The following is a 24,721-nucleotide window of genomic DNA, read 5'->3' as shown; positions in this document are numbered from 1 at the left end:
TGGGCTCGGGGAGCCCACGTCACCTCACCTGGGCACTTTCTCCAGCTTGGCCACCGACAGGTCCAGCATTTTCATCCCCGCCCCGCCAAAGTTGATCAGTGCGCGCGGGCTGCCTGCCCCGCCCTCGATATTCACGATCACGCCCTCGCCGAAGCGCGCGTGCGACACCTGCTCGCCGATGCGCCAGCCGATGCCCTCGCCTTTACTATTATTACTGCTGGACTTCTGCTTGATCTGCAGGGCGATCTGGTTGTCGCTGCCGCCTTCGCGGAAGTTGGCGTCGTCCCAGGCCGTGGTCGAGTTGCGGCCGCCGAACCACTTCGTCTGCACCCGCGGCGACAGCCACTTCAGCGACTCTTCCGGCAACTCGTCGAAGAAGCGCGACTTCATGTTGAAGCGGGTCTGGCCGTGCAGCATGCGCTGCTGGGTAAAGCTCATGTACAGGCGCTTGCGCGCGCGCGTGATCGCCACGTACATCAGGCGCCTTTCCTCGTCCACGCCATCCAGCTCGCGCGAGCTGCTCTCGTGCGGGAACAGGCCTTCTTCGAGGCCGGTGATGAAGACCGCGTCGAATTCCAGGCCCTTGGCCGAGTGCACCGTCATCAGCTGCATGGCGTCCTGGCCGGCCTGGGCCTGGGCGTCGCCGGCTTCCAGCGAGGCATGGGACAGGAAGGCCGACAGCGGCGACATCACGGTCGCCAGCGGGGCATCGGCGTCGAGCAGCTCGATGCCGTCGACGTTGACGATGGCCGTGCCGCTGCTCGCCGCCGCCTGCGGGCCCAGATGCGCCGGCGCCGTTACGCCGAAGCCCTCTTCCTGCACGAAGTGGGTGGCGGCGCTGACCATCTGTTCCAGGTTCTCGATGCGCTCGGCGCCTTCCTTTTCCTTGCCATAGTGGTCCAGCAGCGTGCTGCGCTCCAGCACCACCTTCACCATTTCGGGCAGCGGCAGCTGCTGGGTCTCGAAGCGCGCGCTCTCGATCAGCTTGACGAAGTTGGCGAGCACGGTGCCGGCCTTGCCGGTCATGTGCGGCACCGCCGCGTACAGCGACACGCCATAGCTGTCGGCCGCCATCTGCAGCTGCTCGATCGAGCGCGCGCCGATGCCTCGGGTCGGGAAGTTCACCACGCGCAGGAAGGCCGAATCGTTGTGCGGATTGTCCATCAGCTGCAGGTAAGCGATCGCGTGCTTGACCTCGGCGCGCTGGAAGTAGCGCAGGCCGCCGTACACGGTGTACGGAATGCCGGCCGCGAACAGCGCGTGCTCGATCACGCGGCTCTGCGCGTTCGAGCGGTACAGGATCGCGATCTCGCTGCGCGGCACGCCCTCGCCCATCAGGCTCTTGGCCTCGTCGATGATCCACTGCGCCTCTTCCAGGTCGGAGGAAGCTTCGTAGATGCGGACCGGCTCGCCCTGGCCGGCGTCGGTGCGCAGGTTTTTGCCGAGACGCTGCTTGTTGTTGGCGATCAGGAAGTTGGCGGTGTCGAGGATGTGACCGTGCGAGCGGTAGTTCTGCTCCAGCTTGATCAGGTTCTTCACCTCGAATTCGCGCTCGAAAGCCTGCATGTTGCCGACGTTGGCGCCGCGGAAGGCGTAGATGCTCTGGTCGTCGTCGCCCACCGCGAAGATCGCGCCGCCGGCCGGCTCATGGTGCCCCGCCAGCAGCTTCAGCAGGTTGTACTGCAGATCGTTGGTGTCCTGGAACTCGTCGACCAGGATGTGGCGGAAGCGCATCTGGTAATGCTGGCGCAGCGGGTGATTACGCTGCAGCAGTTCATAGGCGCGCAGCAGCAGCTCGGCAAAATCGACCACGCCTTCGCGCTGGCACTGCTGGTCGTAGGCGTCGTACAGCTCGACCATGCGCTTTTGCACGTGGTCGTAGGCCTCGCAGTCGGCGGCGCGGCGGCCGTTGTCCTTGGCGTTGTTGATGAAGTACATCAGGTCTTTGGCCGGGTACTTCTCGTCATCGACATTCAGCGCCTTCAGCATGCGCTTGATCATCGACAGCTGGTCCTGCGAATCCAGGATCTGGAAACTCTGCGGCAGCGCGGCGTCGCGGTGATGCGTACGCAACAGGCGGTTGCACAGGCCGTGGAAGGTGCCGATCCACATGCCGCGCGTGTTAATCGGCAGCATCGCCGACAGGCGGCTCAGCATTTCCTTGGCCGCCTTATTGGTGAAGGTCACCGCCATGATGCCGGCTGGCGAGACCTGGCTGGTCTGGATCAGCCAGGCGATCCGGGTGGTCAGCACGCGCGTCTTGCCCGAGCCGGCGCCGGCCAGGATCAGGGCGCTCTGGGACGGCAAGGTGACCGCGGCGAGCTGTTCGGGATTCAGGTTGTCGAGGAGATTCATGCGGGCATTATAAACGTCGGGATCGGCCGAAGCAGGCTTTCGGCTGCAAATTTACTGGTTATATATACAGTATCACAACAGTTTCCTGAAGGCTCGCTAGCGCCCTGCAAATCCGACTTGCCTTAACGTAGGTGCAGATGTGTTTTCAATCTTTACTCGTAACAAGGAGGCAACAATGCTGAATCGAGTTGTTACTGTGGCCGCGCTGGCGGTGGGCGGCATGATGCTGTCGAAGAAAATGAAGAACCGTGGTTCGGGCATGGATTCCGCAGTCATGGAGTCCATTGAAATCAATGTGCCGGTCCGCACTGCGTACAACCAGTGGACCCAGTTCGAAGACTTCCCGCAATTCATGGCCAGCGTGCACGAGATCCGCCAGCTGGACGACAAGCACCTGCACTGGAAGGCCAATGTGGCCGGCGAAGAAAAGGAATGGGACGTCGAGATCACCGAGCAGATCCCGGACAAGCGCATCGCCTGGCAAAGCACCACCGGCGTGCCGAACGGCGGCGTGGCGACCTTCCACAAGATTTCCGACAACGTCTGCCGCGTGGCCGTCCAGATGGACTACCAGCCGGAAGGCGCCCTGGAAAAACTCGGCGATTCCTTCGGCGCCGTGCGCATGGAACTGCGCGGCAACCTGCAGAAGTTCAAGGAAATGCTGGAATCGCGCGGCAAGGAAAGCGGCGCCTGGCGCGGCAGTATCGCCCAGCACTGATTCCTGGCCGATCATGCAGACGCCGCCTGCCGAGGCGGCGTTTCTTTTGCCGCGCCTAAATGGATGTGCGCTGTTTTCCGCCAAGAGTAGGATGGCATTCCCTTTGAGGAGGAACCCATCATGGACAATGCCGACGATCCGATCCAGATGCTGGTGCGCGACCACGACACGGTGCGCAAGCTGGCCGACAAATACCTCAACAGCAGCGACATCGAGGTCAAGAAACAGGCGGCCACCCAGCTGCTGCAAGCCATCCACACCCATTCACGGCTGGAAGAGTCGATCTTCTATCCGAACGTGCGCTGCCTCGACGACAACCTGGTGCGCCATTTCGAGCAGGACCATTTGAAGGTCGACGACCTGCTGGCCACGCTGCAGGGCATGGCGCCGGACGAACCGCGCGCGGAACCGATGATGCGCGAGATGCTGAAGTCGGTGCTGAACCATATCGAGGAAGAGGAAGGCGAGCTGTTCCCGCGGCTGCGGCAGTCGAGTGTGGATATGGCGGATATTGGTTTGCAGATGCAGGCTTTCGAGGCGAACCTGGTGCATATGCAGGGGCAGGCCAGCGACCGGGGGTCGCGGCGGAGATAAGAACACGTACTTGTAAACGTCATCCCCGCGCAGGCGGGGATCCAAGTTTGCGTACGCTAACGTGACGCTTGCAGAACTTGGGTCCCCGCCTGCGCGGGGACGACGCGGTAAGCGCGGGAATGACGGCTTTGAGGCTAACTTACCAAACCCGGCACCGCTTCTCCTTCACCATCGGCTGCCCGGCCTTGCACTGGAAAGCCTGCTGGAACTGCGGCATGTTCACCACCAGGCCATTCACCCTGTAGCGGCCCGGCGAGTGGGGGTCGGTCATGGCTTTGACGCGCAGGTTTTCCGGGCGGTCGTTTTCGCAGGCCCATTGGGCGTTGCCGACGAAGAAGCGCTGCTCCGGCGTCAGGCCGTCGCGGAGCTGCTGAGGCTGGGCCTGCTGCGGCATGCTGGCCATCTCTTCCTTCCACGCCATCCAGCCCAGGATCAGGCCGCCCAGGTCGGCGATGTCTTCGCCCAGGGTCAGCTTGCTGTTGATCTTGATGTCGTCCACCACCGTGTACTGCGCGTACTGGTCGACGATGCAGGCGGCGCGCTCTTCGTATTCCTTGGCGTCCTTCCTGGTCCACCAGTCCTTCAGGTTGCCCTTGGCGTCGAACTGGCGGCCTTCATCGTCGAAGGCGTGGGTCAGTTCGTGGCCGATGGTGCCGCCGGTGTTGCCGTAGTTCGGCGCGTCATCCATCTTCGGGTCGAACAGCGGCGGTTGCAGCACGCCGGCCGGGAAGTTGATGTCGTTCATCTGCGGATTGAAGTAGGCGTTCACCGTCGGCGGCGTCATGCCCCATTCACCGCGGTCGAGCGGCTTGCCGATCTTGGCCAGGTCGCGGCGCGTCTCGAAAGTGTTGCCGCGCTCGACGTTGCCGGCAAAGTCGTTCGGCTTCACCACATAGCTGCTGTAGTCGCGCCACTTGTCCGGATAGCCGATCTTGTTGACGATCGCGGCCAGCTTTTCCTGGGCGCGCTTCTTGGTCTCGGGGCTCATCCAGTCGAGCGACTCGATGTCCTTCTTCATCGCCTCTTCGACCTGGCGGGTCATGTGCAGCGACTTTTCCTTCAGCGCCGGCGAGAACGCGCGGCTGACGAATTCCTGGCCCAGCGCTTCGCCCAGCTGGCGGTCGACCAGGGTCACGCAGCGCTTCCAGCGCGGCTGCTGTTGCTGTACGCCGCGCAGGGTCTTGCTGAAGAAGTCGAAGTGTTCCCGGTCGAAGTTCGAGGCCAGCGCCGGCGACATATTGCGCGCCACGTGCCAGCGCAGGTAGGTACGGGTGGCATCGATGTCGGACGTCTTCCACATCTTCGCCAGCGCCTTGAAGAAGGCCGGCTCGGTGACGTTGAAGGTCTTTTGCTTGCCCTGGCCGATCTCGCCCAGGTAGGCGGGCCAGGAGAAGCCCGGGGTCAGCGCCTGCAGGCCCTTCGCATCGACCTTGTGGAACAGCTTATACGGATCGCGCTTGTCGACGCGCGACAGCGAGGCCTTGGCCAGCTCGGTCTCCATCGCCATCACGCGGTCGGCCTGGCGCTGCGCCTGCTCCGGGCTGTCGCCGAGCAGCTTGAAGGTATTGGCGATGTGGGCCACGTACTTGGCGCGGATGTCCTTCGATTTGGCGTCCGTCTTGAGGTAGGAATCGCGGTCCGGCAGGCCCAGGCCGCCGGCGGTCGCGAAGGCGATCACGCGGGTCGAGTCGCCGAAGTCCTGGCTCGAACCGAAGCCGAAGAACAGGCCCTGGTCGGCCAGCGCCAGGTGCAGGTGCGCCAGCACGCGCGGCAGGTCCTTGTTGGAGCGCAGCGAGGCGATCTCGTCGAAATAGGGCTTGAGCGGCTCGGCGCCGCGCGCTTCGATGGTGCGCTCGTCCATGCAGGCGCCGAAGTAGTCGCCGATCTTCTGCTGGGTGGCATTGCGGCCCTCCTGGCGCTTGGACAGGTCTTCGAGAATGCCCCACAGGAAGCGCTGGTTGTCCTGCGCCAGCTTGCCGTAGACCGACCAGCGCGCCTGGTCGGCGGGGATCGGATTGTTCTTCATCCAGCCGCCGCAGGCAAACTGGTAGAAATCGACGCAGGGATCGGCGCTGCGGTCCATCGCGCTCGGGTCCAGGCCGGGCGTGTAGGGAAATTCCGTGGCCGGACGCTCGGCCTTGGCGGCGGGCGCGGCGGCAGGAGTGCTTTGGGCATGCGCCAGCGCAGCGGCGCCGGCAAGGGATAAAACGGCAGCTAGGCGGGCTGGGCGCATATTTTCGGGCTTTATATAAAATAAATGAAAAGATAAACGCCCGTATGCTGCCACAGCGTCCGGAAAAAATAAATGGCACATGCTTCCGTCAATGGAAACATGTGCCACGGCCGGCATAAAGCGGCGATAAAAACGCCGCGCTTATTTAATCAAGGCGCATTTAGAACTTGAAAACCATGCCGACGTTGTAATGGGTCGTATCGCTGGACGGCTTCTGCACTTCGACGCGGCCGGAAATGGCCGGGGTGAAGTTGTAATTCAGGCCGACGCCATACAGGCCGCTGCTGGTATCGTCGCCGTAGGTAGCGCCGGCGAAGCGGGCTTCGCCGCGCAGCTGGTTGTAGCCCAGGCGGCCGTAGACGTCGAGCTGCGGGCTCAGCGGATAGAAACCGACCAGCGACACGTGGGTCTGCTTGGCCTTGACGTCGACGCCCGCGACATCCCATTTGCCCAACTGGCGATAGCCAAGCTCGACGGCGAAATTCTGGTTGAAGCCATAACCCAGGAAGCCGCCGAAGCCGGCTTTGTTATCGCCGAAATCGTCGATCTTGGTCGAACCCACATCCACGCCGCCGTAGAAAGCGGTGGGGCCGGCGGCGAAAGCGGAAGAGGCCACGAAGGCCAGTGCTGCGGCAGCAGCGATTTTCTTGATCATATAATCCCTGACTATTGGTGTTGTTTTGAATAGCACCGGAACATTTTTATTTTCGGTTGCTGTGCAGAAATTATATAGATCGTAACGCCGAGTGCACGACAAGAGTGCAAGCAATTGTTTCTATTTATATGCATTAATTAATTAAAAAAGCCGGAAATGGAGGACATTTCCGGCTTTTCTTTCAATAACCAGCGTTATCCAGATCAGCCCTGCCCCGGCGCCTGCTGGGCCAGGCCCCTGGCCATCGCATCGCGGATCAGCACACGGATGGCCTTGTCGGCGGTCTTGCTCTCGCGATCCATCTGCTTGCCGAGCACATCCATCTTCTTGCCCAGCTCGTCCATCGGCTTGCCGGCCTCGTTCATGCGCTTGCCGACTTCTTCCATGCTGGCTTGCGCGCGGCGCTGGGCTTCGCTCTCGTGGGCGGCGCTCATCTGCTCGCCCAGCTGGTTCATCTGCCGGCCCAGCTTGTTCATCTGCTCGCTCAAGCGGTCGCGCTCGGTGTCGCTGCCGGCCTTGCCCATCTGCTGGCCCACGCTGCTCATCTGGCGGCTCAGCGCATTCATCTTGCGCTCGATCTCATGCACTTTCGCTTCGTCGGGCCGCATGCCGGTGGCCGCCTGCTCCATCTCCTTGCCCAGCGATTCCATTGCCTTGCCGTGCGTGTCCATCTCCTTGCCGTAGACCTCCATCTGCTTGCCCAGCTCGTTGACCGGCGCCCATGCCGCGTGCGCCTTCGCCAAGGTGGCCGGGTCCTGTACGATCCAGGACTTGCCGCCGTCGCGGAACCACAGGAACTCGCCCTGTATGCTGCGCTTGAGCTGCTTGATGGACTTCCAGTCGGCGCTGTTGCCCGTCATGTTGAAACTGTCCTTGCCGTCGCCGACCAGGGCGTAGGATTCGCCGCGCTCTTCGCGCAGGGTCACCTGGACCGCGGGCTTTGCCTGTGCGGCGGGTTTCGCCTGCACGGCCGTGGCGGGCTGCGCTGCCGGCGCCGCCGGCGTGGTGCCGGCGTGGGCGTGGATGGCCGCGGTCAGGGCCAGGCCGAGTGCCGGCAGGGCCAGCTTCCAATTCAGGGGTTCCGCTTGCGGGCGAACCAGGCGTTTGATGCGAGACATGAGCTTTCCTTTCTCTCCAATTGCCCCAGGGGCGAGTGGTGGGGATGAGAGCTGGAACAGATCCAGCTCGGATAAAGCAAGCGCGAGACGCCGCGGTTCGCCCAGCGCGCTTGCGGCCAAATCGTCGGCGATCAGTTCCCGCTCGACCCGGATGCGGTGCGACAGCCACCACACCGCCGGGTGATAGAACAGCAGGATCTCGATCGCACTCTGAATCAGGTTGATCAGGTAGTCGTGGCGCCGCACATGGGCCAGCTCGTGCGCCAGCAGGGCCTCCAGCAGCTGTGGCGCCATGCCGGTGGCCAGCGAGGCCGGCACCAGCACCAGCGGCCGCAGGCAAGCTGCCGTCACCGGGCTGGCCAGATCGTCCACCAGTCCCAGGATGACTTTGCGCCCGATGCCGAGGCGCGCCGCCAGGCGGTCCAGCACGGCCTGCCATTCGGGGTCGAGCCGGTAGGCGCCTGGACGGCTGCGCCGGCGCACCCAGGCCAGGCCCAGCAGCAGGCGCAAGGCCATCAGCGCGGCGCCCGCCGACCAGCACAGGATCACCAGCGGCAGGCGCGGCTGCACAAGCTCGCGCCAGCCCGACACGCTCCAGGCTGCCGTCCCTGCCGCGGCATGCAGCGAGTCCTGCGCTGACGTGGACGGCAAGGCCTGCAGCAGCGCCGGCGGCAGCGTCATCGCGCTGCCGGCCTCGCCCTGCCCCAGCACGCGCGCCAGCATGCCGGCCAGCGGCAGCGCCGCGCACAGCAGCAGGGCAATGCAGGCGACCAGGTAGCGCCACTGCGGACGCGCCTTGCCGAGCAGACCCAGCAGCACGGCGGCGACGCAGCCGAGCAGCGCACCCTGCCAGACGAAGTCCAGCAGCGCCCAGGCCAGGCCGGACATCCAGGCTGCGGCGCTCATCGCGCGTCCTTCCAGTGCAACTTGCTCATGCGGTTTCCTTTCGACGAATCCAGAATAGGCCAGCTAGAAAAATTTGTCTAGAACTTTTTTTCTAGATACGGGCGAATGATTGATGAAGGCAGGATAGGGATTGCGGGGGACGGGGGCCAGCTTGCTGCGACAGGCTGCGGAATTGCGGGAATGGACGGAAAAAAGCCGGCGTGGTGCCGGCTTGACTTGGCCCCCCGCCTTCGCGGGGGCGACGGTTCACGCGTGCGGGTGCTTAGCCGCGCGGGCGATGCTCTTAGTACACCACGACGGAGCGAATCGACTCGCCCCGCTTCATCAGCTCGAAGCCCTCGTTGATGCGATCGAGCGGCAGGTGGTGCGTGATCAGATCATCGATGTTGATCTTGTTCTCCATGTACCAGTCGACGATCTTCGGCACGTCGGTGCGGCCGCGGGCGCCGCCGAAGGCCGAGCCTTTCCAGACGCGGCCGGTGACCAGCTGGAAGGGACGGGTCGCGATTTCCTTGCCGGCTTCCGCCACGCCGATGATGATCGACTGGCCCCAGCCTTTATGGCAGCACTCCAGCGACTGGCGCATGGTGGTGACGTTGCCGATGCATTCGAAGGCGTAATCCGCGCCGCCGTCGGTCAGCTGGACGATGGCGTCGACCACGTTCTCGACCTGGGTCGGGTTCACGAAGTGGGTCATGCCGAACTTGCGCGCCATCTCCTCGCGGCCCGGGTTGATGTCCACGCCGATGATCTTGTCGGCGCCGACCATCCTGGCCGCCTGAATGACGTTCAGGCCAATGCCGCCGAGGCCGAACACGACCACGTTGGCGCCCGCCTCCACCTTGGCGGTGAAGATCACGGCGCCGATGCCGGTGGTGACGCCGCAGCCGATGTAGCAGACCTTGTCGAAGGGGGCGTCGGAGCGGATCTTGGCCAGCGCGATTTCCGGAACCACGATGTAGTTCGAGAAGGTCGACGTGCCCATGTAGTGGTAGATCGGCTTGCCGTCCAGCGAAAATCGAGAAGTAGCATCGGGCATCAGGCCGCGACCTTGTGTGGAACGGATGGCCTGGCACAGGTTGGTCTTCTGCGACAGGCAGAATTTGCACTGGCGGCATTCCGGGGTGTACAGCGGGATGACGTGGTCGTCCTTGCGCAGGCTGGTCACGCCGGGGCCGACGTCGACCACCACGCCCGCGCCTTCATGGCCGAGGATGGCCGGGAACAGGCCTTCCGGATCGGCGCCCGACAGGGTGTACCAGTCGGTGTGGCAGATGCCGGTGGCCTTGACCTCGACCAGCACCTCGCCCGCCTTCGGGCCTTCGAGCTCGACTTCCTCGATGGTCAGCGGCTTACCCGCCTGCCATGCAATCGCTGCCTTGGTTTTCATGTCGCGTTGTCCTTCCAGTAGCTTGATAAATGGTTTGCCATCATACCAAGCCGGAAGGGATCGCGTGGCGGCCCTACTTCCTTAGCCGCGCGGCAAACGCCCCATGCAGGCCGTTGAGCAGCTCCTCGGCCGCGACGATCTGCTCGGCCACTTCGTTGACCTTGCGGCGGCTCGAGCGCGCGTGGTCGCGCAGGACTTCGAAGGCGGTGTTGCGGTCGGTCTGGTAGCGCGCCATCAGCAGGCCCACGGCCAGGCTGGTCTCGCGGCCGGCGGCCAGGGCCGCGTTCAGGTTGGCCTCGGTGCGGCGCAGCTGGCGGATCTCGTCGGCGCGCGCCAGGCCGGCCTCGAAGGCCGGCAGCAGGCGGCCCGCGTCGACGGGCTTGACCACGAAGCCGACCGCGCCGTGGCTGGCGGCCTGGCGCGCGGTCTCGGCGTCGTCCACCGAGGACAGGAACATGAAGGGCACCTCGGTGTGATCCTTCAGGCGCTGCGCGAGTTCCAGTCCCGACATGCCGGGCATGGTGATGTCGAGCAGGGCCAGGGCGATATCCGCACCGCGCTCCTGCACGCGCTGCACAGCTTCGGGCGCGGAGCCGGCGCCGACGGTGTCGTAACCGGCGTGCTGCAACACGGTGGAAATGAAGTCGAGCAGGAGGGGATCGTCGTCGACAAGCAGGATCAGCCGGCGGGGGGAAGCGGATGCGGTCATTGTTTTCGTGTTCTCGCAACTAAAAGAAGGGGCGACCGCCGGACTTCACAAAACCTTCACAAATCGGATTTCGGCGGCCAAAAATATAGCACGTACATTTGTGACAAATCTAGATTTTCATCAATTGAATCATATGCACAGACGATCACGCAACACTCCCTGCGCACGATTGAAAATGTTTTGCATATGCATAAGTTCCCTCAATAAACTGGCTCGGCTGTTATTACGGGACGCTGGGCCCGGCCTCCCGCGAGAACAGTGATGTATCGGTCGTTAAGGCAGTAAAACCACAAGGCGCGCGGCCACGAGCCGCGCTCTATAACGATAAGTATTAACGGAGAAAACACCGATGAATCAGAAACACACTCGCGCAGCAAAGAAGTTCGTTCCTGCCCTCACCCTCTGCGCTGCGGCGTTGGCAGTGGTCTTTGCTAGCAGCGCCTCGGCAGCCGCGCCGGACACCACCCGCGTGATCGTCGCCTTCAAGCCGGGCGCCAAAGCGGCCATGAAGTCGGTGGTCGCGGCCGCCAAAGGCTCGGTCAAGCACGAAATCTTCGGCATGGACGCGATGGCGATCGAAGTGCCGGCCGTTGCCCTGAAAGGCCTGGAAAACAATCCGAACGTCGAGTATATCGAGGAAGACGTGGTCCGCAAGCCGTTCGCGTTGACCACCCCGTCGACCGGCACCCCCTACACCCTGGGCCAGCAGGTCCCCTACGGCATCAAACTGGTGCAGGCCGACCAGCTGCCGGACACCAACACCAACAACCGCAAGGTCTGCATCATCGACTCGGGCGTCGACTTCAACCATGAAGACCTGAAGGACAACGGCGCCAACGTCACCGGCGAGTACGACTCCGGCACCGGCTGGTGGTACACCGACGAAACCCACCACGGCACCCACGTGTTCGGCACCATCGCCGGCGTCAACAACGGCATGGGCGTGGTCGGCGTGAACCCGAACAAGCACCTCAAGCTGCACATCGTGAAGGTGTTCGGCAATGCCGGCGCCTGGACCTATTCGTCGACCCTGGCCTCGGCCGCCAACAAGTGCGGCGCGGCGGGCGCGAACGTCATCACCATGTCGCTGGGCGGCGGCGCCAAGAGCTTGACCGAGCAGCGCGCCTTCGACAGCTTGCAGACCAAGGGCGTGCTGAGCATCGCCGCGGCCGGCAACGACGGCAACTCGACCACCTCCTACCCGGCCGGCTATACCAGCGTGATGTCGGTGGCTGCAGTGGACGAGAACAAGGCCTGGGCCACCTTCTCGCAATACAACAAGGATGTCGAGATCGCCGGTCCGGGCGTGGCCGTGCTGTCGAGCGTGCCGATGGGCGTGGGCCAGGATCCGGTCCTGTCGGTCGGTTCCTCCACCTACGCACCGACGGCGATGGAAGGCTCGCCGGTCAAGACCGCGACCGCCGCGCTGGCCGACTTCGGCATCGGCGACACGGTCAACACCGCGGTCTCCGGCAAGGTCTGCCTGATCCAGCGCGGCACCGTCGACTTCGCGACCAAGGTCCTGAACTGCCAGAACAGCGGCGGCGTCGGCGCGGTGGTCTACAACAACGTGGCCGGTCCGGTGGCGGGCACCCTGGGCACGACCGTGACCAGCATCCCGTCGGTCGGCGCGTCGGATACCGAAGGCGCGGCGATGAAGGGCCAGCTGGGCCAGAGCGCGACCGTCGGCATCAAGGCATCGAACTACGCCTACTTCGACGGCACCTCGATGGCGACCCCGCACGTGTCGGCCGTGGCTGCCCTGGTGTGGAGCTACTTCCCGACCTGCACCGGCGCCCAGATCCGCACCTCGCTGAACAACAGCGCGCTCGACCTCGGCACCGCCGGCCGCGACACCAAGTACGGCTACGGCCTGGTGCAGGCCAAGGCTGCTTACGACCGTATCAAGTCGCTGGGCTGCGGTAAATAAGACGTAGGGTGGGCACTCCGTGCCCACCGCATCAAAGGGCGCTTCGGCGCCCTTTTTTTCGTGGAAAACACGCTACCATTGGACCATGAACGTCCTTTACCGCCATCTGCTGCTTTGCCTGCCGATTACCTTGGCCACGCCTGCCGCCTCGGCCCAGGCCAGCGGCGAAGACGAGCCCACGCGCGCCCTGCAATTCTCCTGTGTGTATCGGGACGCCAAGGGCGCGGAGACCGAATCGGCCACCATCGGCAATGACCTGCGCGAGACACAAGCGCCGGGCCAGGCGGCCCGTATCGCCGTGCTCCAGCGCACCCGGTCCGGGCAACAGGCCGAGCGTATGACGGTCCGCGCCGGCGAACTGGCCGAGTGCCGCTTCCCATCGGGGCGGCGCGTGCGCGTCAAGGTCGGCGAGGAAACCGGCAATCCCTACGGTATGTGCGGCGCCGATCCCGAGGTGTTCATGTCGGTCTGGGTCGACGGCAAGAAGCTGGAGTCGCGGCGCTGGTTTGCCGGCCACTGCTATCGCGATGATCCCGGCAATCCGGACCTGCATCTCCGTTTCGAATTCACGGGTGCGCATTCCCTGGCGCAGCGCTGCGAAACGCGCGCTTCCGCCGCGGGGCTGCGCAAAACCGCCTGCACCGGCTATCCCGAGCTGACCAGGCTGGCGCCAGACACGCGCGAGTACCCACCCGAGGGCGTCCGTCCTGCGCGCGCGGGCGAGGTCGAACTGCTGTCCGGGACCGGCCAGGTGTGCACGGCGGTGCTGGCCGCCCTCAGGCAGGACTTCGCGCTGTTCTCGAACGGCCTGCAGCCCGGTTCGCCGCTGACCGCCCCGGCCTGGTCCGATCCCGACGGTCCCGACGAAGCCCGCTTGCCGAAGCAGCTGAGGAACGGCGACTACGGCATCTTCGACCTCGACAACGACGGCAAGCCCGAGCGCGTCCTGCGCAAGGAGTTCGACGACAACTACATGGCCGGCAACCTGCTGCTGGCCCGCTACGGCAGCAGAGCCGCGCCGGCCTGGGATCCTGCGGGCGAAGATCGCGGCATGACCCTGCTGCCCTGCCGGATTGGCGCCCCATCGGCCGCGCTGCGGCGCTGCGTGCCGTTCGCGCAGAATGGAGAAGCCGAAGGCGATTTCTCTGCCGACGCCGGTCCTGGGCAAGAGGCGGTGACTTTCCGTGGCCGCTACCTGCGCCTGGAACCGTTTTTCTTCCAGGGCAGGACCTGGCTCGGCGTTGCCGGCATCGGCCAGCGCCACCATGCCGCCGTGCTCGAACCCCGGCCCAGCGGCGCATTCCGGCAAGCCTGCCTGTTCCGCCAGGTGCAAGAGAATTTCTGAAGGGCCTCCGATTGCCGGCGCACTCCTTGCGCCGTCATCTATAATGGTCGTTTCCGCATACAAAACACCCGATACCAAGCCATATCATGGAATTAGCCAAGTCTTTCGAGCCAGCCGATATCGAACAATTCTGGCGCACCGAATGGGAACAGCGCGGTTACTTTGCCGCCACCACGGACGCCGACAAGCCTTCGTTCAGCATCCAGCTGCCGCCGCCGAACGTGACGGGCACCCTGCACATGGGTCACGCCTTCAACCAGACCGTCATGGATGGCCTGACCCGCTACTACCGCATGCGTGGCTTTAACACGGCCTGGATCCCGGGCACCGACCACGCCGGCATCGCGACCCAGATCGTGGTCGAGCGCCAGCTGGACGCCCAGAAGATCTCGCGCCACGACCTCGGCCGCGAAGCCTTCGTGGAGAAGGTCTGGGAATGGAAGGAAAAGTCGGGCAGCACCATCACCGGCCAGATGCGCCGCCTGGGCGCCTCCGCCGACTGGAACCGCGAATACTTCACGATGGACGAGCCGCGCTCCGCCACCGTGTCCGAAGTCTTCGTGCGCCTGTACGAGCAGGGCCTGATCTACCGCGGCAAGCGCCTGGTGAACTGGGACCCGGTGCTGGGCACCGCCGTCTCCGACCTCGAAGTGGTGTCGGAAGAAGAAGACGGCTCGATGTGGTACATCCAGTACCCGCTGGCGGACGGCAGCGGCCACCTGACGGTCGCCACCACCCGTCCTGAAACCATGCTGGGCGACGTCGCCGTCGCGGTCGATCCGACCGACGAGCGCTACACCCACCTGGTCGGCAAGATGCTCAAGCTGCCGCTGACCGGCCGCGAGATCCCCGTCATCGCCGACGAATACGTGGATAAAGCCTTCGGCACCGGCTGCGTGAAGATCACCCCGGCCCACGACTTCAATGACTACGCCGTCGGCCAGCGCCACAAGCTGGCGATGCCGAGCATCATGACGCTCGACGCGAAGATCGCCGACGAAGCGCCGGAAGCCTACCGCGGCCTGGACCGCTTTGAAGCGCGCAAGAAGATCGTCGCCGACCTCGAAGCGCAGGGCCTGCTGGAACAGGTGAAACCGCACAAGCTGATGGTGCCGCGCGGCGACCGCACCGGCGTCATCATCGAGCCGATGCTGACCGACCAGTGGTTCGTCGCCATGAGCAAGCCGGCGCCGGAAGGCACCTTCAACCCGGGCAAGTCGATCACCGAAGTGGCGCTGGAAAAAGTCGCCAGCGGCGAGATCCAGTTCGTGCCCGAAAACTGGACCACCACCTATAACCAGTGGCTGGGCAACATCCAGGACTGGTGCATCTCGCGCCAGCTGTGGTGGGGCCACCGCATTCCGGCCTGGTACGGCCCGAACGGCGAGATCGTGGTCGCGCGCAGCGAAGAAGAAGCGCAACAGAAGGCATCGGCGCAAGGCATTACCGGTGAACTGCGCCGCGACGACGACGTGCTGGACACCTGGTTCTCCTCGGCCCTGGTGCCTTTCTCGACCATGGGCTGGCCGGAACAGACGAAGGACATGGACCTGTTCCTGCCCTCGTCGGTGCTGGTGACCGGCTTCGACATCATCTTCTTCTGGGTCGCGCGCATGGTCATGATGACCGCGCACTTCACCGGCAAGGTGCCGTTCAAGACCGTCTACGTGCACGGCCTGGTGCGCGATTCCTCCGGCCAGAAGATGTCCAAGTCGAAGGGCAATACCCTGGACCCGATCGACCTGATCGACGGCATCGACGTCGAGTCGCTGGTTGCCAAGCGCACCACCGGCCTGATGAACCCGAAGGCCGCCGAGAAGATCGCCAAGGCGACGCGCAAGGAATTCCCGGAAGGGATCGCGGCCTACGGCACCGACGCCGTGCGCTTCACCATGGCCAGCTACGCTTCGCTGGGCCGCAACATCAACTTCGACCTCGGCCGCGCCGAAGGCTACCGTAACTTCTGCAACAAGCTGTGGAACGCGACCCGCTTCGTGCTGATGAACACCGAGGGCAAGGATTGCGGTAAGCCTGACGCAGCCGACCTGTCGCAGGCCGACCGCTGGATCATCTCGCAGATGAACCGTGTGGAACTGGAGGTGGCCAAGGGCTTCGCCGACTACCGCTTCGACAACATCGCCTCCAGTATCTACAGCTTCGTCTGGGACGAGTACTGCGACTGGTACCTGGAACTGGCCAAGGTCCAGGTCCAGCAAGGCACCGAGGCCCAGCAGCGCGCCACCCGCCACACCCTGCTGCGCGTGCTGGAAGTGATCCTGCGCCTGGCGCACCCGATCATCCCGTTCGTGACCGAGCAGCTGTGGCACGCGGTCGCGCCGCTGGCAGGTAAAACTGGTGACACCATCATGCTGCAGCCCTACCCGATCGCCGACGAATCGCTGATCGACGCGGAAGCCGAAGCCTGGATGGACCAGTTCAAGAAGCTGACCGACGCCACCCGCAACCTGCGCGGCGAGATGAAGCTGTCGCCGTCGGTGCGCGTGCCGCTGATCGTCGAACCGGGCTCAAGCGCCGACCGCGCCGCCGCCCAGAGCTTCGCGCCCTACGTCCAGCTGCTGGGCAAGTTGTCGGAAGTGCAGATCGTCGACGCCCTGCCGGAATCGCCGGCCGCGGTGTCCATCGTCGGCACCACCAAGCTGATGCTGAAGGTCGAGATCGACGTCGCCGCCGAGCGCGAGCGCCTGTCGAAAGAGATCGCGCGCCTGCAGGGCGAGATCGCCAAGGCCAACGGCAAGCTGTCCAGCGAGAGTTTCGTCGCCCGCGCCCCGGCCGCCGTGGTGGCCCAGGAACGCGAGCGCGTGGAGAACTTCGGCGCCACGCTGGCCAAGATGCAGGAGCAGTTGGGCAAGCTGCCACCGGCCTGATTTTTTGCCGTTTGTAAAAAAGCCGCGTTTGGGTTTGCCCGGCGCGGTTTTTTTTCGTCTTCGCGAGCTCGTGAGAATGCGCGCATTTTTCACGGCGGCGCCCTGCTATCCTCGGACGCACCCCGTCGATCGAGGACTTCGCATGAAAGCTGTCATTCCGCTGGTGCTGGCCATTGCCTGGCATCTGCCGCTTCACGCGGCGGACGCGCTGCCATCCTACCTGACCGGCGTCTGGGGCACGGCCGAGTCTTTGGACACTGGTACCGCCGCGCAGTCCTTCCTGCATCTCGCTGCGGACGGCTACGGCTTCGCTGTCGGCTCGGGCCCGGTGAAACGCATGGATGGCAAGGATGGCGGCGGGGACGACGGCAAACAACTGCCGCGCCCAGTCATCGGCTTTCCGGTACGTGCGATGCTGGACGGCGACCTCCTGACGCTGCTCCCCTATTGGCCAGGCAAGATAGACGAAGCACAAGCGGCGCGCCAGGTCCTCAGCTGCCGCTACGACGCGTCCGCGCCGGCCCTGAACTGCACCACGGTGAACGGCGTAGCAATACGCTTGCAGCGCCGCGCCGAGCAGCTGGATGCCGAAACCGCGAAGCAAATCGAGGCGGTGCGCTCGCCGCCCCCCTTCACCCTATCGGGCCGCTAGCGCCGGCGCGAGCGGCGGCCGTGCAGCAGCAGCCCGGCCAGTCCGAGACCCAGCATCGCCACCTGCCCCGGTTCCGGCGCCGGCGAGATGTTCGTCACGAAGTTATCGATCTCGCCCCACTGCGGGTCGGGCGTACTCAGGTCGCCGGGATTGGGCATGAACCAGTCGATGTAAGTAACGCCCTGGAAGGCCGCCGGCATGGTGAAGGTGGCCAGCGGCTGGTCCCCGAGGATGGTGAAGGTGGCGCCGGTATCGCTGACGAATACCGAATCGCCGCCGAAATAATCGAAGGCGATGAAGTCGAAGCTTTCGCCGTCGAGGCGCTGGAAACGGTAGGGTTGCGAGCCCTCGCGGCTGTGCAGCACCAGCGAGTTCGCCCCGGAGTGCAAATGCCCGCCCGATGGGTCGAGCGAGGTGACGCTGAAGCCCGATTCCGTCCACGAATCCGGGTAGGGTCCGAGGTTGCCGATGTTGTCGAAGGTGAGCGTCACGGTCTGTGCGAAAGCCGGGGCACAGGCCATGCCGAAGGCGCAGCAGAGCGCGACGATGCAGCGTTGGATCCAGCTTGATTGCGTCATGGTAATCCTCAGTGCGGTTGAGGGACGAAGGCCGTCCACCCTCACAGCATAGGGATGCGCCACGGCGGCATATTGATCAGAGCCAGCCCGCGTTGCGCGCCATCCGGTAGGCCTCGATCCGATTTCCCGCATTCAGCTTGCTGATCGCCTCCGACAGGTAGTTGCGCACTGTGCCCTCGGACAAGTGCACCAGCTTGGCGATCTCGCCGCTGGTCTTGCCCTCGCCGGCCAGGCGCAACACCTGGCGCTCGCGGTCGGACAGCGGGTCCTGGCCCGCGCTCCAGCTTTCCAGCGCCAGCTCGGGCGCGATCGCCCTGCCGCCGCCGTGCACGACGCGGATCGCCGCCGCCAGGTTCTCGGCCGGCGCATCCTTCAGCAGGTAGCCGCGCACCCCGGCCTCCAGCGCGCGACGAAGATAACCGCTGCGCGCGAAGGTCGTCACGATCACCACCTTGCCGGGCAGGCCGAGTTCCTGCAGATGGGCCGCCAGTTCGAGGCCGGTCATCTGCGGCATTTCGACGTCGGTAAGGACGATGTCGGGCCGCAGCTCACGGCACAGCGCCAGCGCATCCTTGCCGTTGCCGGCGGTGCCGACCACGTCGAGGTCGTCCTCGAGTTTCAGGAGCGCCGCCAGTGCGCCCAGCACGAGCGCCTGATCTTCGGCGATCACGATGCGAATCAAAGCTGAACTCATGCTGCTTCCCCTTCCATGTCTTTGACAGGCAGGCGCAGTTCGAGGCGCAAGCCCTTGTCCACGCTCACCAGAAGCTGGCCGCCGACCATCGCCGCGCGTTCGCGCATCCCCGTCAGTCCATTGCCGACGCGGACCTCGTCGCCGGCGCGCAGGCGGTCGCCGTCGTCCAGCACGCGCAGCACCGCGCTGCCCTCTTCCAATGCGAGACCTATCGTGCAGCGCGTGGCGCCGGCGTGGCGCACCACGTTGGTCACCGCTTCGCGCAGCGCCAGGGCTAGGACGTGTTCGGGCGCCGGCGCCAGCGCAAACTGCTGGATGTCCTCGCGCAGTTCGACGCCGCCGGCGGCCAGGCTGGCGCGGGCGCTGGCCAGGGCGCCCGGCAGGCCGCTGTCGCGGTAGCCGGTCACCGCGGTCCTCACCTCGGCCAGGGCGCGGCGCGCGGTCGTCTCGACGTCGGCGATCTCGCGCTTGCAGGCTTCGAGGTCGCGCCCCGCCAGCTTGCCCGCCAGTTCCGCCTTCAATGCGATCAGCGACAGCGAGTGGCCGAGCAGGTCGTGCAGGTCGCGCGAGATGCGTTCGCGCTCGGCGATGCGGGCGATGTGCTCGACTTCTTCCTGCTTGCGCAGCAGCTGGCTGCGCGAGGCGCGCAGGCCGCTTTCCATGATCGAGGCCACGCCCACCGACAGGCCGACCGCCCAGGGCGCGAGCATGAAGGCGGGCGCATTCCCGGTCAGCAGGTAGGCGGTGGCGGTGGCCAGCGCCAGCACCACCGCCAGCATGCGCGGGGCGTTACGGCCCGGCGCCAGTCGGCCGCACATGCCGGCCGCGAAGATGAAGAAGGTGCCGGCGCCATTATTGTGCGGGGCCCACAGCATGCCGAACAGGCAGGCCGCCAGGATGCACAGGACGGCGCGGCGTCCGCCGGCCCAGAAGCTGTAAAGGTAGAGCGGCAGGAACAGCACCGCGCTCAGGCCCAGCATGAACAATTCGAGCGCGGTGACCGGGCTGTAGAAATATTTAAATACCAGGAACACGAGGGACATCGCCCACAGGTAGGGCAGCTTGCCCAGATCGGCCGGGACCCAGGGCCCGGCCAGCACGCGCTTGAATCCTTGCATCGCTCGTCTTCGTTATGGTTATCGTTATCGTGATCAACGGTCGACCAGGCGGACGTCGGCGATCTCGAAACGGTAGTCGCCGGGTTGCGGTCCTGCGTTAAATCCTATCATGATCACCGCCGCCGGATCGACCCCGGCAAAGGCGCTGAAGGGAATCGTCACTTCCTTCCATTCGGCGCCGGTGTCGAACAGCACGCTGCGCGGGATCGTCATGCCGCTCGAGGCCATGGTCACCGTGTACTTCTGGCCGTCGCCGCGCACGCGGAAGCGGATCAGTTTGGCGGCGCTCAGGTCCGCGCCCTGCATCGGCTGCGTGCCCGGCATGAAGGCCGCGCCGGCCCAGGGATAGGCGAAGCCGGGTTTGACCTTGGCGTCGATGGCGATGGCCGCGCCGCCTTCGCTCGCCGATTGCGTGCCCAGGTTAACGGTCGAAACGCCGCCGGCGAATTTGTCCGAGGACGGGATCCAGCCGGTGCCGAAGGGGCTGGCCAGCTTGCCGTCCTTGAGCAGCGAGATCCTGCCGTCAGCCGGCAGCGCGGCCGGCGACGCGCCCTTGGCCGAACTCTCCTGCGCCACGTGCCTGAACTGGGCTTCGCGGATCGCGGCCGTGCTCTCGCCATCCTTCCACACCTCGACGATGCGGCGCGTGGCCGCGATGTCCTGCAGCGGATTGCCTTCGACCAGCACCAGGTCGGCCTTGTAGCCCTTCGCGATCTGGCCGCGCTGGCCCAGGCGGAAGGCCTTGGCCGGGGCGCTGGTGGCGGCCACCAGGGCTTCGCGCGGGCTCAAGCCGGCGTCGACCAGCGCCGCCATTTCGTGGTGCAGGCTGGCGCCGTACTGGGTGCCGGCATTGCCGGCGTCGGTGCCTGCCAGCAGCGGCACGCCGGCGCGGCGCATGGCGGCGGTCACCATCTTCGGCGCGGCCAGGATGGCGGGACGCGGCGACGGGCCATAGCCGGTCTGCAGGGCGCCGCGTTCCTCGCGGTCGAGCAGGCCGGTCACCTGCGGATCCTCGAGCAGGTCGCGCGGCTTCACGCCGGCCATGCTTTCCAGGACCGAGAAGGTCGGCACCACGAAGGCGCCTTTCGCCTGCGCCAGCCTGGCCAGGCTGTCCGCCTGTTCCTGCGAGAGCTTTTCGGCGACGAACAGGTGGGCCAGGCCGTCGGCGCCGGCTTCCAGCGCGGCGCGGGCGTTCTCCAGGTTGCTGATGTGGACCACGGCCAGCTTGCCGCGCTTGTGGGCGGCCGCGATTACGGCCTTGACGGTGGCGCGGTCAAAGCTGTGGAAGTGATGTTCGCCGAAGCCGTCTTCCATCACTACCTTGATGAAGTGCGAGCCCTCGGCGATGCGGGCGTCGACGAAGGCCTGGGCGTCGCCGCCGTTTTCCAGGGTCGGGATCTTGACCGGGTACTCGGTGCCGTGGCCGCCCGGCGCGGTGACCAGGGTGCCGGCCGAGAACACGTCGGCTTCGCCGCCATTGCGGCCGCTGGCCATCTGTTGCCTGATGCGCTGCATGACCTCGACGCCGGTGAACATGTCGACCTGGGTGGTCACGCCGAACACCAGCGGCAGTTCGAAATGCTGCCAGGTGTGGACGTGGGCGTCGATCAGGCCCGGCAGCAGGGTCCGGCCCTTGCCATCGACCACGCGGCTGCCTTCCGGCGCCATGCCGCGATAGTCGCTGTCGGCGATCAGGCCGTCGCGCACCAGCACGGAACGGTGTTCGTGTGCGCTCTTGCCGTCGAAGACGCGGACGTCCTGGACCAGGGTCGTGCCGGCGAAGGCGCTGGCAGAAGCGAGGCCGGCGGCCAGGAAGAGCGAAGCGAGGATGGTCGGTTTCATGTCTGTTTTCCCTTGTCGTTGTTGGTGTCGATGGCGATCTGCCATTGACGCCAGTATCGGGAAACGCCGGCTGCCGCAACAGGCGCGACCGCCATCAGTTTCAGGTGACAAATGTCATCTGCAAGAATTTCCCCCCGGCTGTTTACCGAACGACCGTACTGTTTGCTACACTCCAACTGCTGATAACCATACTGGAGACCCCATGCGCACCCTCATCAACGCTACTCTGATTGCCGCCGTCCTCGCCTCCCCGCTCGCGTGGGCGCAGGACGGTTCGCCGGTCGGCCTGTGGAAGACCATCGACGACAGCTCGGGCAAGCCGACCGCGCTGATCCGCATCACCGAGAACCATGGCGAGCTGACCGGCAAGATCGAGAAGCTGTTCCGCGCCCCGGACGAAGACCAGAACCCGAAGTGCCAGCTGTGCACGGATGCGCGCAAGGACCAGCCGATTCTCGGCATGACCATCGTCTCGGGCCTGAAGAAGACCGGCGACGAATACACCGGCGGCGAGATCCTCGATCCGAAGAACGGCAAGGTCTACAAGAGCAAGCTGACGGTGCGCGACGGCGGCAAGAAGGTCGAGGTGCGCGGCTTCATCGGCATGCCGATGTTCGGCCGCTCGCAGGTCTGGCTGCGCCAGGAGTAAGTTCTTTTCGAAACCCGCGCCGTTCTAACCCGGCGCGGGGCGCGCGGCATGTGCGCTACACTTCCTCGAAGCAGATGAGGGAGAGTGCGATGGCCAAGCCGACAGGCACGCCACCGGTTGAGCAGCAACCGCAGCAGCAGAACCAGCCCCCGAGCCAGGTCGCGCGCTACCTGGCCGCGGATGCGCCGCCGGTTCCCCTGCATTACCTCACCTATCTGTTCGAACACGTTGCCGACGTCATCTTCTTCCTGGAGGTGCTCGACGGCGACCGCTACCGCTTTTCCGCGGTCAACGAGCGCTTCACCCTCGCCACCGGCCTGCCGGTCAGCGCCGTGGTCGGCAAGGAAGTCGACGAGATCATTCCGCCCGATTCGCTGGCGCTGGTGAAGTCGAAATACCGGGAAGCGATCGCTACCGGCAATGTGGTGCGCTGGCAGGAGGTGTCGGCCTACCCGACCGGCACCAGGACCGGGGACGTGACCGTCTCGCCGGTGATCGACGCCGACGGCGGCTGCCGCCTGCTGATGGGCGTCGTGCACGACATTACCGAACATGTACGCAACCGCCACCAGCTGGAACTCGGCTCGCTGGTATTCGAGAACAGCCATGAGGCGATTGCCGTGCTCGATGCGGACGGCCGCGTCGAGGCCATCAACCCCGCCTTCACCGCCATGCGCGGCTACACGCTGGAGGAGATTGCCGGCAAGGCGCCGCGGGTCTACAACGCCGGGCTGGACGAAGCCGATTTCGACGATGCCCTGTGGGCGCGGCTGCGCGGCTGCGGGCACTGGCAGGGCGAACTATGGAGCCGCCACAAGGACGGCCAGGTGCTGGCCGAATTCCGGAGCATCAGCGCCGCCTACGGCCCGGACGGGCAGGTGCGCAACTTTATCGAGATCGGCACGGACATCAGCGACTCCAGGCGCGCGGAGGAGCTTGCCTGGCGCCAGGGAAATTATGACGACCTGACCGGCTTGCCGAACCGCCAGATGTTCATGGAACGCGTGGCCGAGGCCATCCGCGGCGGCGGCGAGGCCGGCAGCTTCACCCTGCTGGTGATCGACCTCGACCGCTTCAAGGACGTCAACGAAACCTTGGGCCACTCGTCCGGCGACGAGATCCTGAAGGAAGCCGCCCAGCGCCTGCTCGACTGCACACGCGACGGCGATACCGTGGGCCGCCTCGGCGGCGACGAGTTCACCGTGCTGCTGACCGCCAGGCCGGAACAAACGGAAGAAGCCTTCGCCGTCGACCGCACCGCCCAGGCCATCATCCAGGCCATGGCCCGCCCCTTCGTGATCGCCGACGAAGCCCTGCACTTATCGGCCAGCATCGGCATCACGCATTACCCGAAGGACGCCGCCGACATGGAAAGCCTGGTCAAGCACGCCGACCAGGCCATGTACGTGGCCAAGCAGCAGGGACGCAACCGCTATGCCTACTTCTCGCACGCGATGCAGGAAAGGGCGCAGGCGCGCCGCCGGCTGATCAGGGACTTGCGCGGCGCGATGAGGGAACGCAAGCTCGAAGTCCATTACCAGCCCATCGTCGATCTCGCGACCGGCGCCCTGAAGAAGGCCGAATCGCTGGTGCGCTGGACCCATCCGCAGCGTGGCATGATCGGCCCCGCCGAATTCATTCCCCTGTGCGAAGAGACCGGCATGATCGTGGAATTGGGCGAACAGGTCTTCGAGACGGCGGTGCGCGACGCCGTCGCCTGGAAACGGGAGCATGGGGCCTGCCTGCAGGTCGGGATCAACGTCTCGCCGGTCCAGCTGCTGTCCGGGCGCGAGGCCTGCGAGCGCTGCTTTCAGCTGGCCAGGCGCGCCGCGCTGCCCGAGCACACCCTGGTCATCGAAGTCACCGAGGGCATGCTGCTCGATAACAACCCCTTCGTCATCCAGCAGCTGCGCCAGGTGGCCGAGAACGGCATGGACCTGTCGCTGGACGATTTCGGCACCGGCTACTCGTCCCTGTCCTACCTGAAGAAATTCAGCTTCCAGTTCCTCAAGATCGACCGCGCCTTCGTGATGCACCTGGAAGCCGGCACCACCGACTACGCCTTGTGCGAGACCATCATCACGATGGCCCACAAGCTCGGCATGCGGGTCATCGCCGAAGGCATCGAAACGCCGGAACAGCTGGCCCTGCTCAAGCAGGCCGGCTGCGACTACGGCCAGGGCTATCTGTTCTCGAAAGCGGTGCCGCGCGAGACGATCGCGCGCTGGCTCGCCAGCGGCGCCATGCCCTGGATGCGCGCGGGCTTTGCCGAGCACGCATTCAAGCGCGCGACAGGAAAATTATCGCAATGATAATCTCGGCGCACATTGTTTCCGGCTATCGGATTAAA

18 protein-coding genes are annotated in these 24,721 nt (G+C 65.1%); 8 read left to right on the top strand and 10 right to left on the bottom strand.

Going from position 1 to position 24,721, the window contains the following annotated elements; genetic code table 11:
• Window positions 1-24: 24 nt before the first annotated feature.
• Window positions 25-2,355, bottom strand: a complete 2,331-nt coding sequence (locus tag LQV39_RS03165) for a UvrD-helicase domain-containing protein (protein ID WP_230020294.1) — start codon at window positions 2,353-2,355, stop codon at window positions 25-27.
• A gap of 175 nt (window positions 2,356-2,530) precedes the next feature.
• Here LQV39_RS03165 and LQV39_RS03160 point away from each other — a divergent pair, with 175 nt between their 5' ends.
• Together LQV39_RS03160 and LQV39_RS03155 are read left to right on the top strand one after the other, a co-directional pair.
• Window positions 2,531-3,073 carry an SRPBCC family protein gene (locus LQV39_RS03160; RefSeq protein WP_230020293.1) on the top strand — a complete coding sequence of 181 codons (543 nt, stop codon included), beginning with the start codon at window positions 2,531-2,533 and terminating at the stop codon, window positions 3,071-3,073.
• A 120-nt stretch (window positions 3,074-3,193) separates the two neighbouring features.
• Complete coding sequence (locus LQV39_RS03155; protein ID WP_230020292.1) at window positions 3,194-3,667, top strand: hemerythrin domain-containing protein; 474 nt, start codon at window positions 3,194-3,196, stop codon at window positions 3,665-3,667.
• A gap of 139 nt (window positions 3,668-3,806) precedes the next feature.
• Here the strand turns inward: LQV39_RS03155 and LQV39_RS03150 are convergent, their stop codons facing one another.
• From LQV39_RS03150 to LQV39_RS03130, 5 genes are all read right to left on the bottom strand, one after another.
• The gene (locus LQV39_RS03150) at window positions 3,807-5,900 is read right to left on the bottom strand and encodes a M13 family metallopeptidase (RefSeq protein ID WP_230020291.1); all 2,094 of its coding nucleotides are present in this window, start codon (window positions 5,898-5,900) and stop codon (window positions 3,807-3,809) included.
• A 160-nt stretch (window positions 5,901-6,060) separates the two neighbouring features.
• Window positions 6,061-6,555 (bottom strand): outer membrane beta-barrel protein, encoded by a 495-nt coding sequence (locus LQV39_RS03145; RefSeq protein WP_230020290.1) that lies wholly within the window; start codon window positions 6,553-6,555, stop codon window positions 6,061-6,063.
• Between the two features lie 203 nt (window positions 6,556-6,758).
• Window positions 6,759-8,579 carry a M56 family metallopeptidase gene (locus LQV39_RS03140; RefSeq protein WP_230020289.1) on the bottom strand — a complete coding sequence of 607 codons (1,821 nt, stop codon included), beginning with the start codon at window positions 8,577-8,579 and terminating at the stop codon, window positions 6,759-6,761.
• Window positions 8,580-8,862: 283 nt separating this feature from the next.
• On the bottom strand, window positions 8,863-9,969 hold the full coding sequence (locus LQV39_RS03135; protein ID WP_230020288.1) for an S-(hydroxymethyl)glutathione dehydrogenase/class III alcohol dehydrogenase: 1,107 nt from the start codon (window positions 9,967-9,969) through the stop codon (window positions 8,863-8,865).
• A gap of 73 nt (window positions 9,970-10,042) precedes the next feature.
• Window positions 10,043-10,678, bottom strand: a complete 636-nt coding sequence (locus LQV39_RS03130; protein WP_230020287.1) for an ANTAR domain-containing response regulator — start codon at window positions 10,676-10,678, stop codon at window positions 10,043-10,045.
• Window positions 10,679-11,027: 349 nt separating this feature from the next.
• On the opposite strand from LQV39_RS03130, the gene LQV39_RS03125 reads away from it, so the two are divergent.
• From LQV39_RS03125 to LQV39_RS03110, 4 genes are all read left to right on the top strand, one after another.
• Complete coding sequence (locus tag LQV39_RS03125) at window positions 11,028-12,608, top strand: S8 family serine peptidase (protein WP_230020286.1); 1,581 nt, start codon at window positions 11,028-11,030, stop codon at window positions 12,606-12,608.
• 85 nt (window positions 12,609-12,693) lie between these two features.
• Complete coding sequence (locus LQV39_RS03120) at window positions 12,694-13,953, top strand: hypothetical protein (protein ID WP_230020285.1); 1,260 nt, start codon at window positions 12,694-12,696, stop codon at window positions 13,951-13,953.
• A gap of 86 nt (window positions 13,954-14,039) precedes the next feature.
• Window positions 14,040-16,838: a valine--tRNA ligase gene (locus tag LQV39_RS03115; RefSeq protein WP_230020284.1), complete on the top strand. Its 2,799-nt coding sequence runs from the start codon at window positions 14,040-14,042 to the stop codon at window positions 16,836-16,838.
• 142 nt (window positions 16,839-16,980) lie between these two features.
• A complete protein-coding gene (locus LQV39_RS03110) occupies window positions 16,981-17,490 on the top strand; it encodes a hypothetical protein (RefSeq protein ID WP_230020283.1) in 510 nt (169 codons plus the stop codon).
• Here the strand turns inward: LQV39_RS03110 and LQV39_RS03105 are convergent.
• The 4 genes from LQV39_RS03105 to LQV39_RS03090 all read right to left on the bottom strand — a co-directional run bounded on the left by LQV39_RS03105 (window position 17,487) and on the right by LQV39_RS03090 (window position 21,722).
• The gene (locus tag LQV39_RS03105; RefSeq protein WP_230020282.1) at window positions 17,487-18,068 is read right to left on the bottom strand and encodes a PEP-CTERM sorting domain-containing protein; all 582 of its coding nucleotides are present in this window, start codon (window positions 18,066-18,068) and stop codon (window positions 17,487-17,489) included. The genes LQV39_RS03110 and LQV39_RS03105 overlap by 4 nt on opposite strands.
• Before the next feature lie 76 nt (window positions 18,069-18,144).
• On the bottom strand, window positions 18,145-18,762 hold the full coding sequence (locus LQV39_RS03100; protein ID WP_230020281.1) for a DNA-binding response regulator: 618 nt from the start codon (window positions 18,760-18,762) through the stop codon (window positions 18,145-18,147).
• A complete protein-coding gene (locus LQV39_RS03095) occupies window positions 18,759-19,880 on the bottom strand; it encodes a sensor histidine kinase (RefSeq protein ID WP_230020280.1) in 1,122 nt (373 codons plus the stop codon). The genes LQV39_RS03100 and LQV39_RS03095 overlap by 4 nt, the downstream gene beginning before the upstream one ends.
• 33 nt (window positions 19,881-19,913) lie before the next feature.
• Window positions 19,914-21,722: a CIA30 family protein gene (locus LQV39_RS03090; RefSeq protein WP_230020279.1), complete on the bottom strand. Its 1,809-nt coding sequence runs from the start codon at window positions 21,720-21,722 to the stop codon at window positions 19,914-19,916.
• A 202-nt stretch (window positions 21,723-21,924) separates the two neighbouring features.
• On the opposite strand from LQV39_RS03090, the gene LQV39_RS03085 reads away from it, so the two are divergent.
• On the top strand, window positions 21,925-22,371 hold the full coding sequence (locus tag LQV39_RS03085; protein ID WP_230020278.1) for a DUF2147 domain-containing protein: 447 nt from the start codon (window positions 21,925-21,927) through the stop codon (window positions 22,369-22,371).
• A gap of 89 nt (window positions 22,372-22,460) precedes the next feature.
• Window positions 22,461-24,683 (top strand): bifunctional diguanylate cyclase/phosphodiesterase, encoded by a 2,223-nt coding sequence (locus LQV39_RS03080; RefSeq protein WP_230020277.1) that lies wholly within the window; start codon window positions 22,461-22,463, stop codon window positions 24,681-24,683.
• Window positions 24,684-24,721: the final 38 nt, after the last annotated feature.

Origin of the sequence: Massilia sp. Bi118, assembly GCF_918697865.1 — a bacterium.
Lineage (GTDB): Bacteria > Pseudomonadota > Gammaproteobacteria > Burkholderiales > Burkholderiaceae_D > Telluria.
Note: the sequence above shows the minus strand (reverse complement) of the source record. Positions and strands in the feature narration are given on the sequence as shown.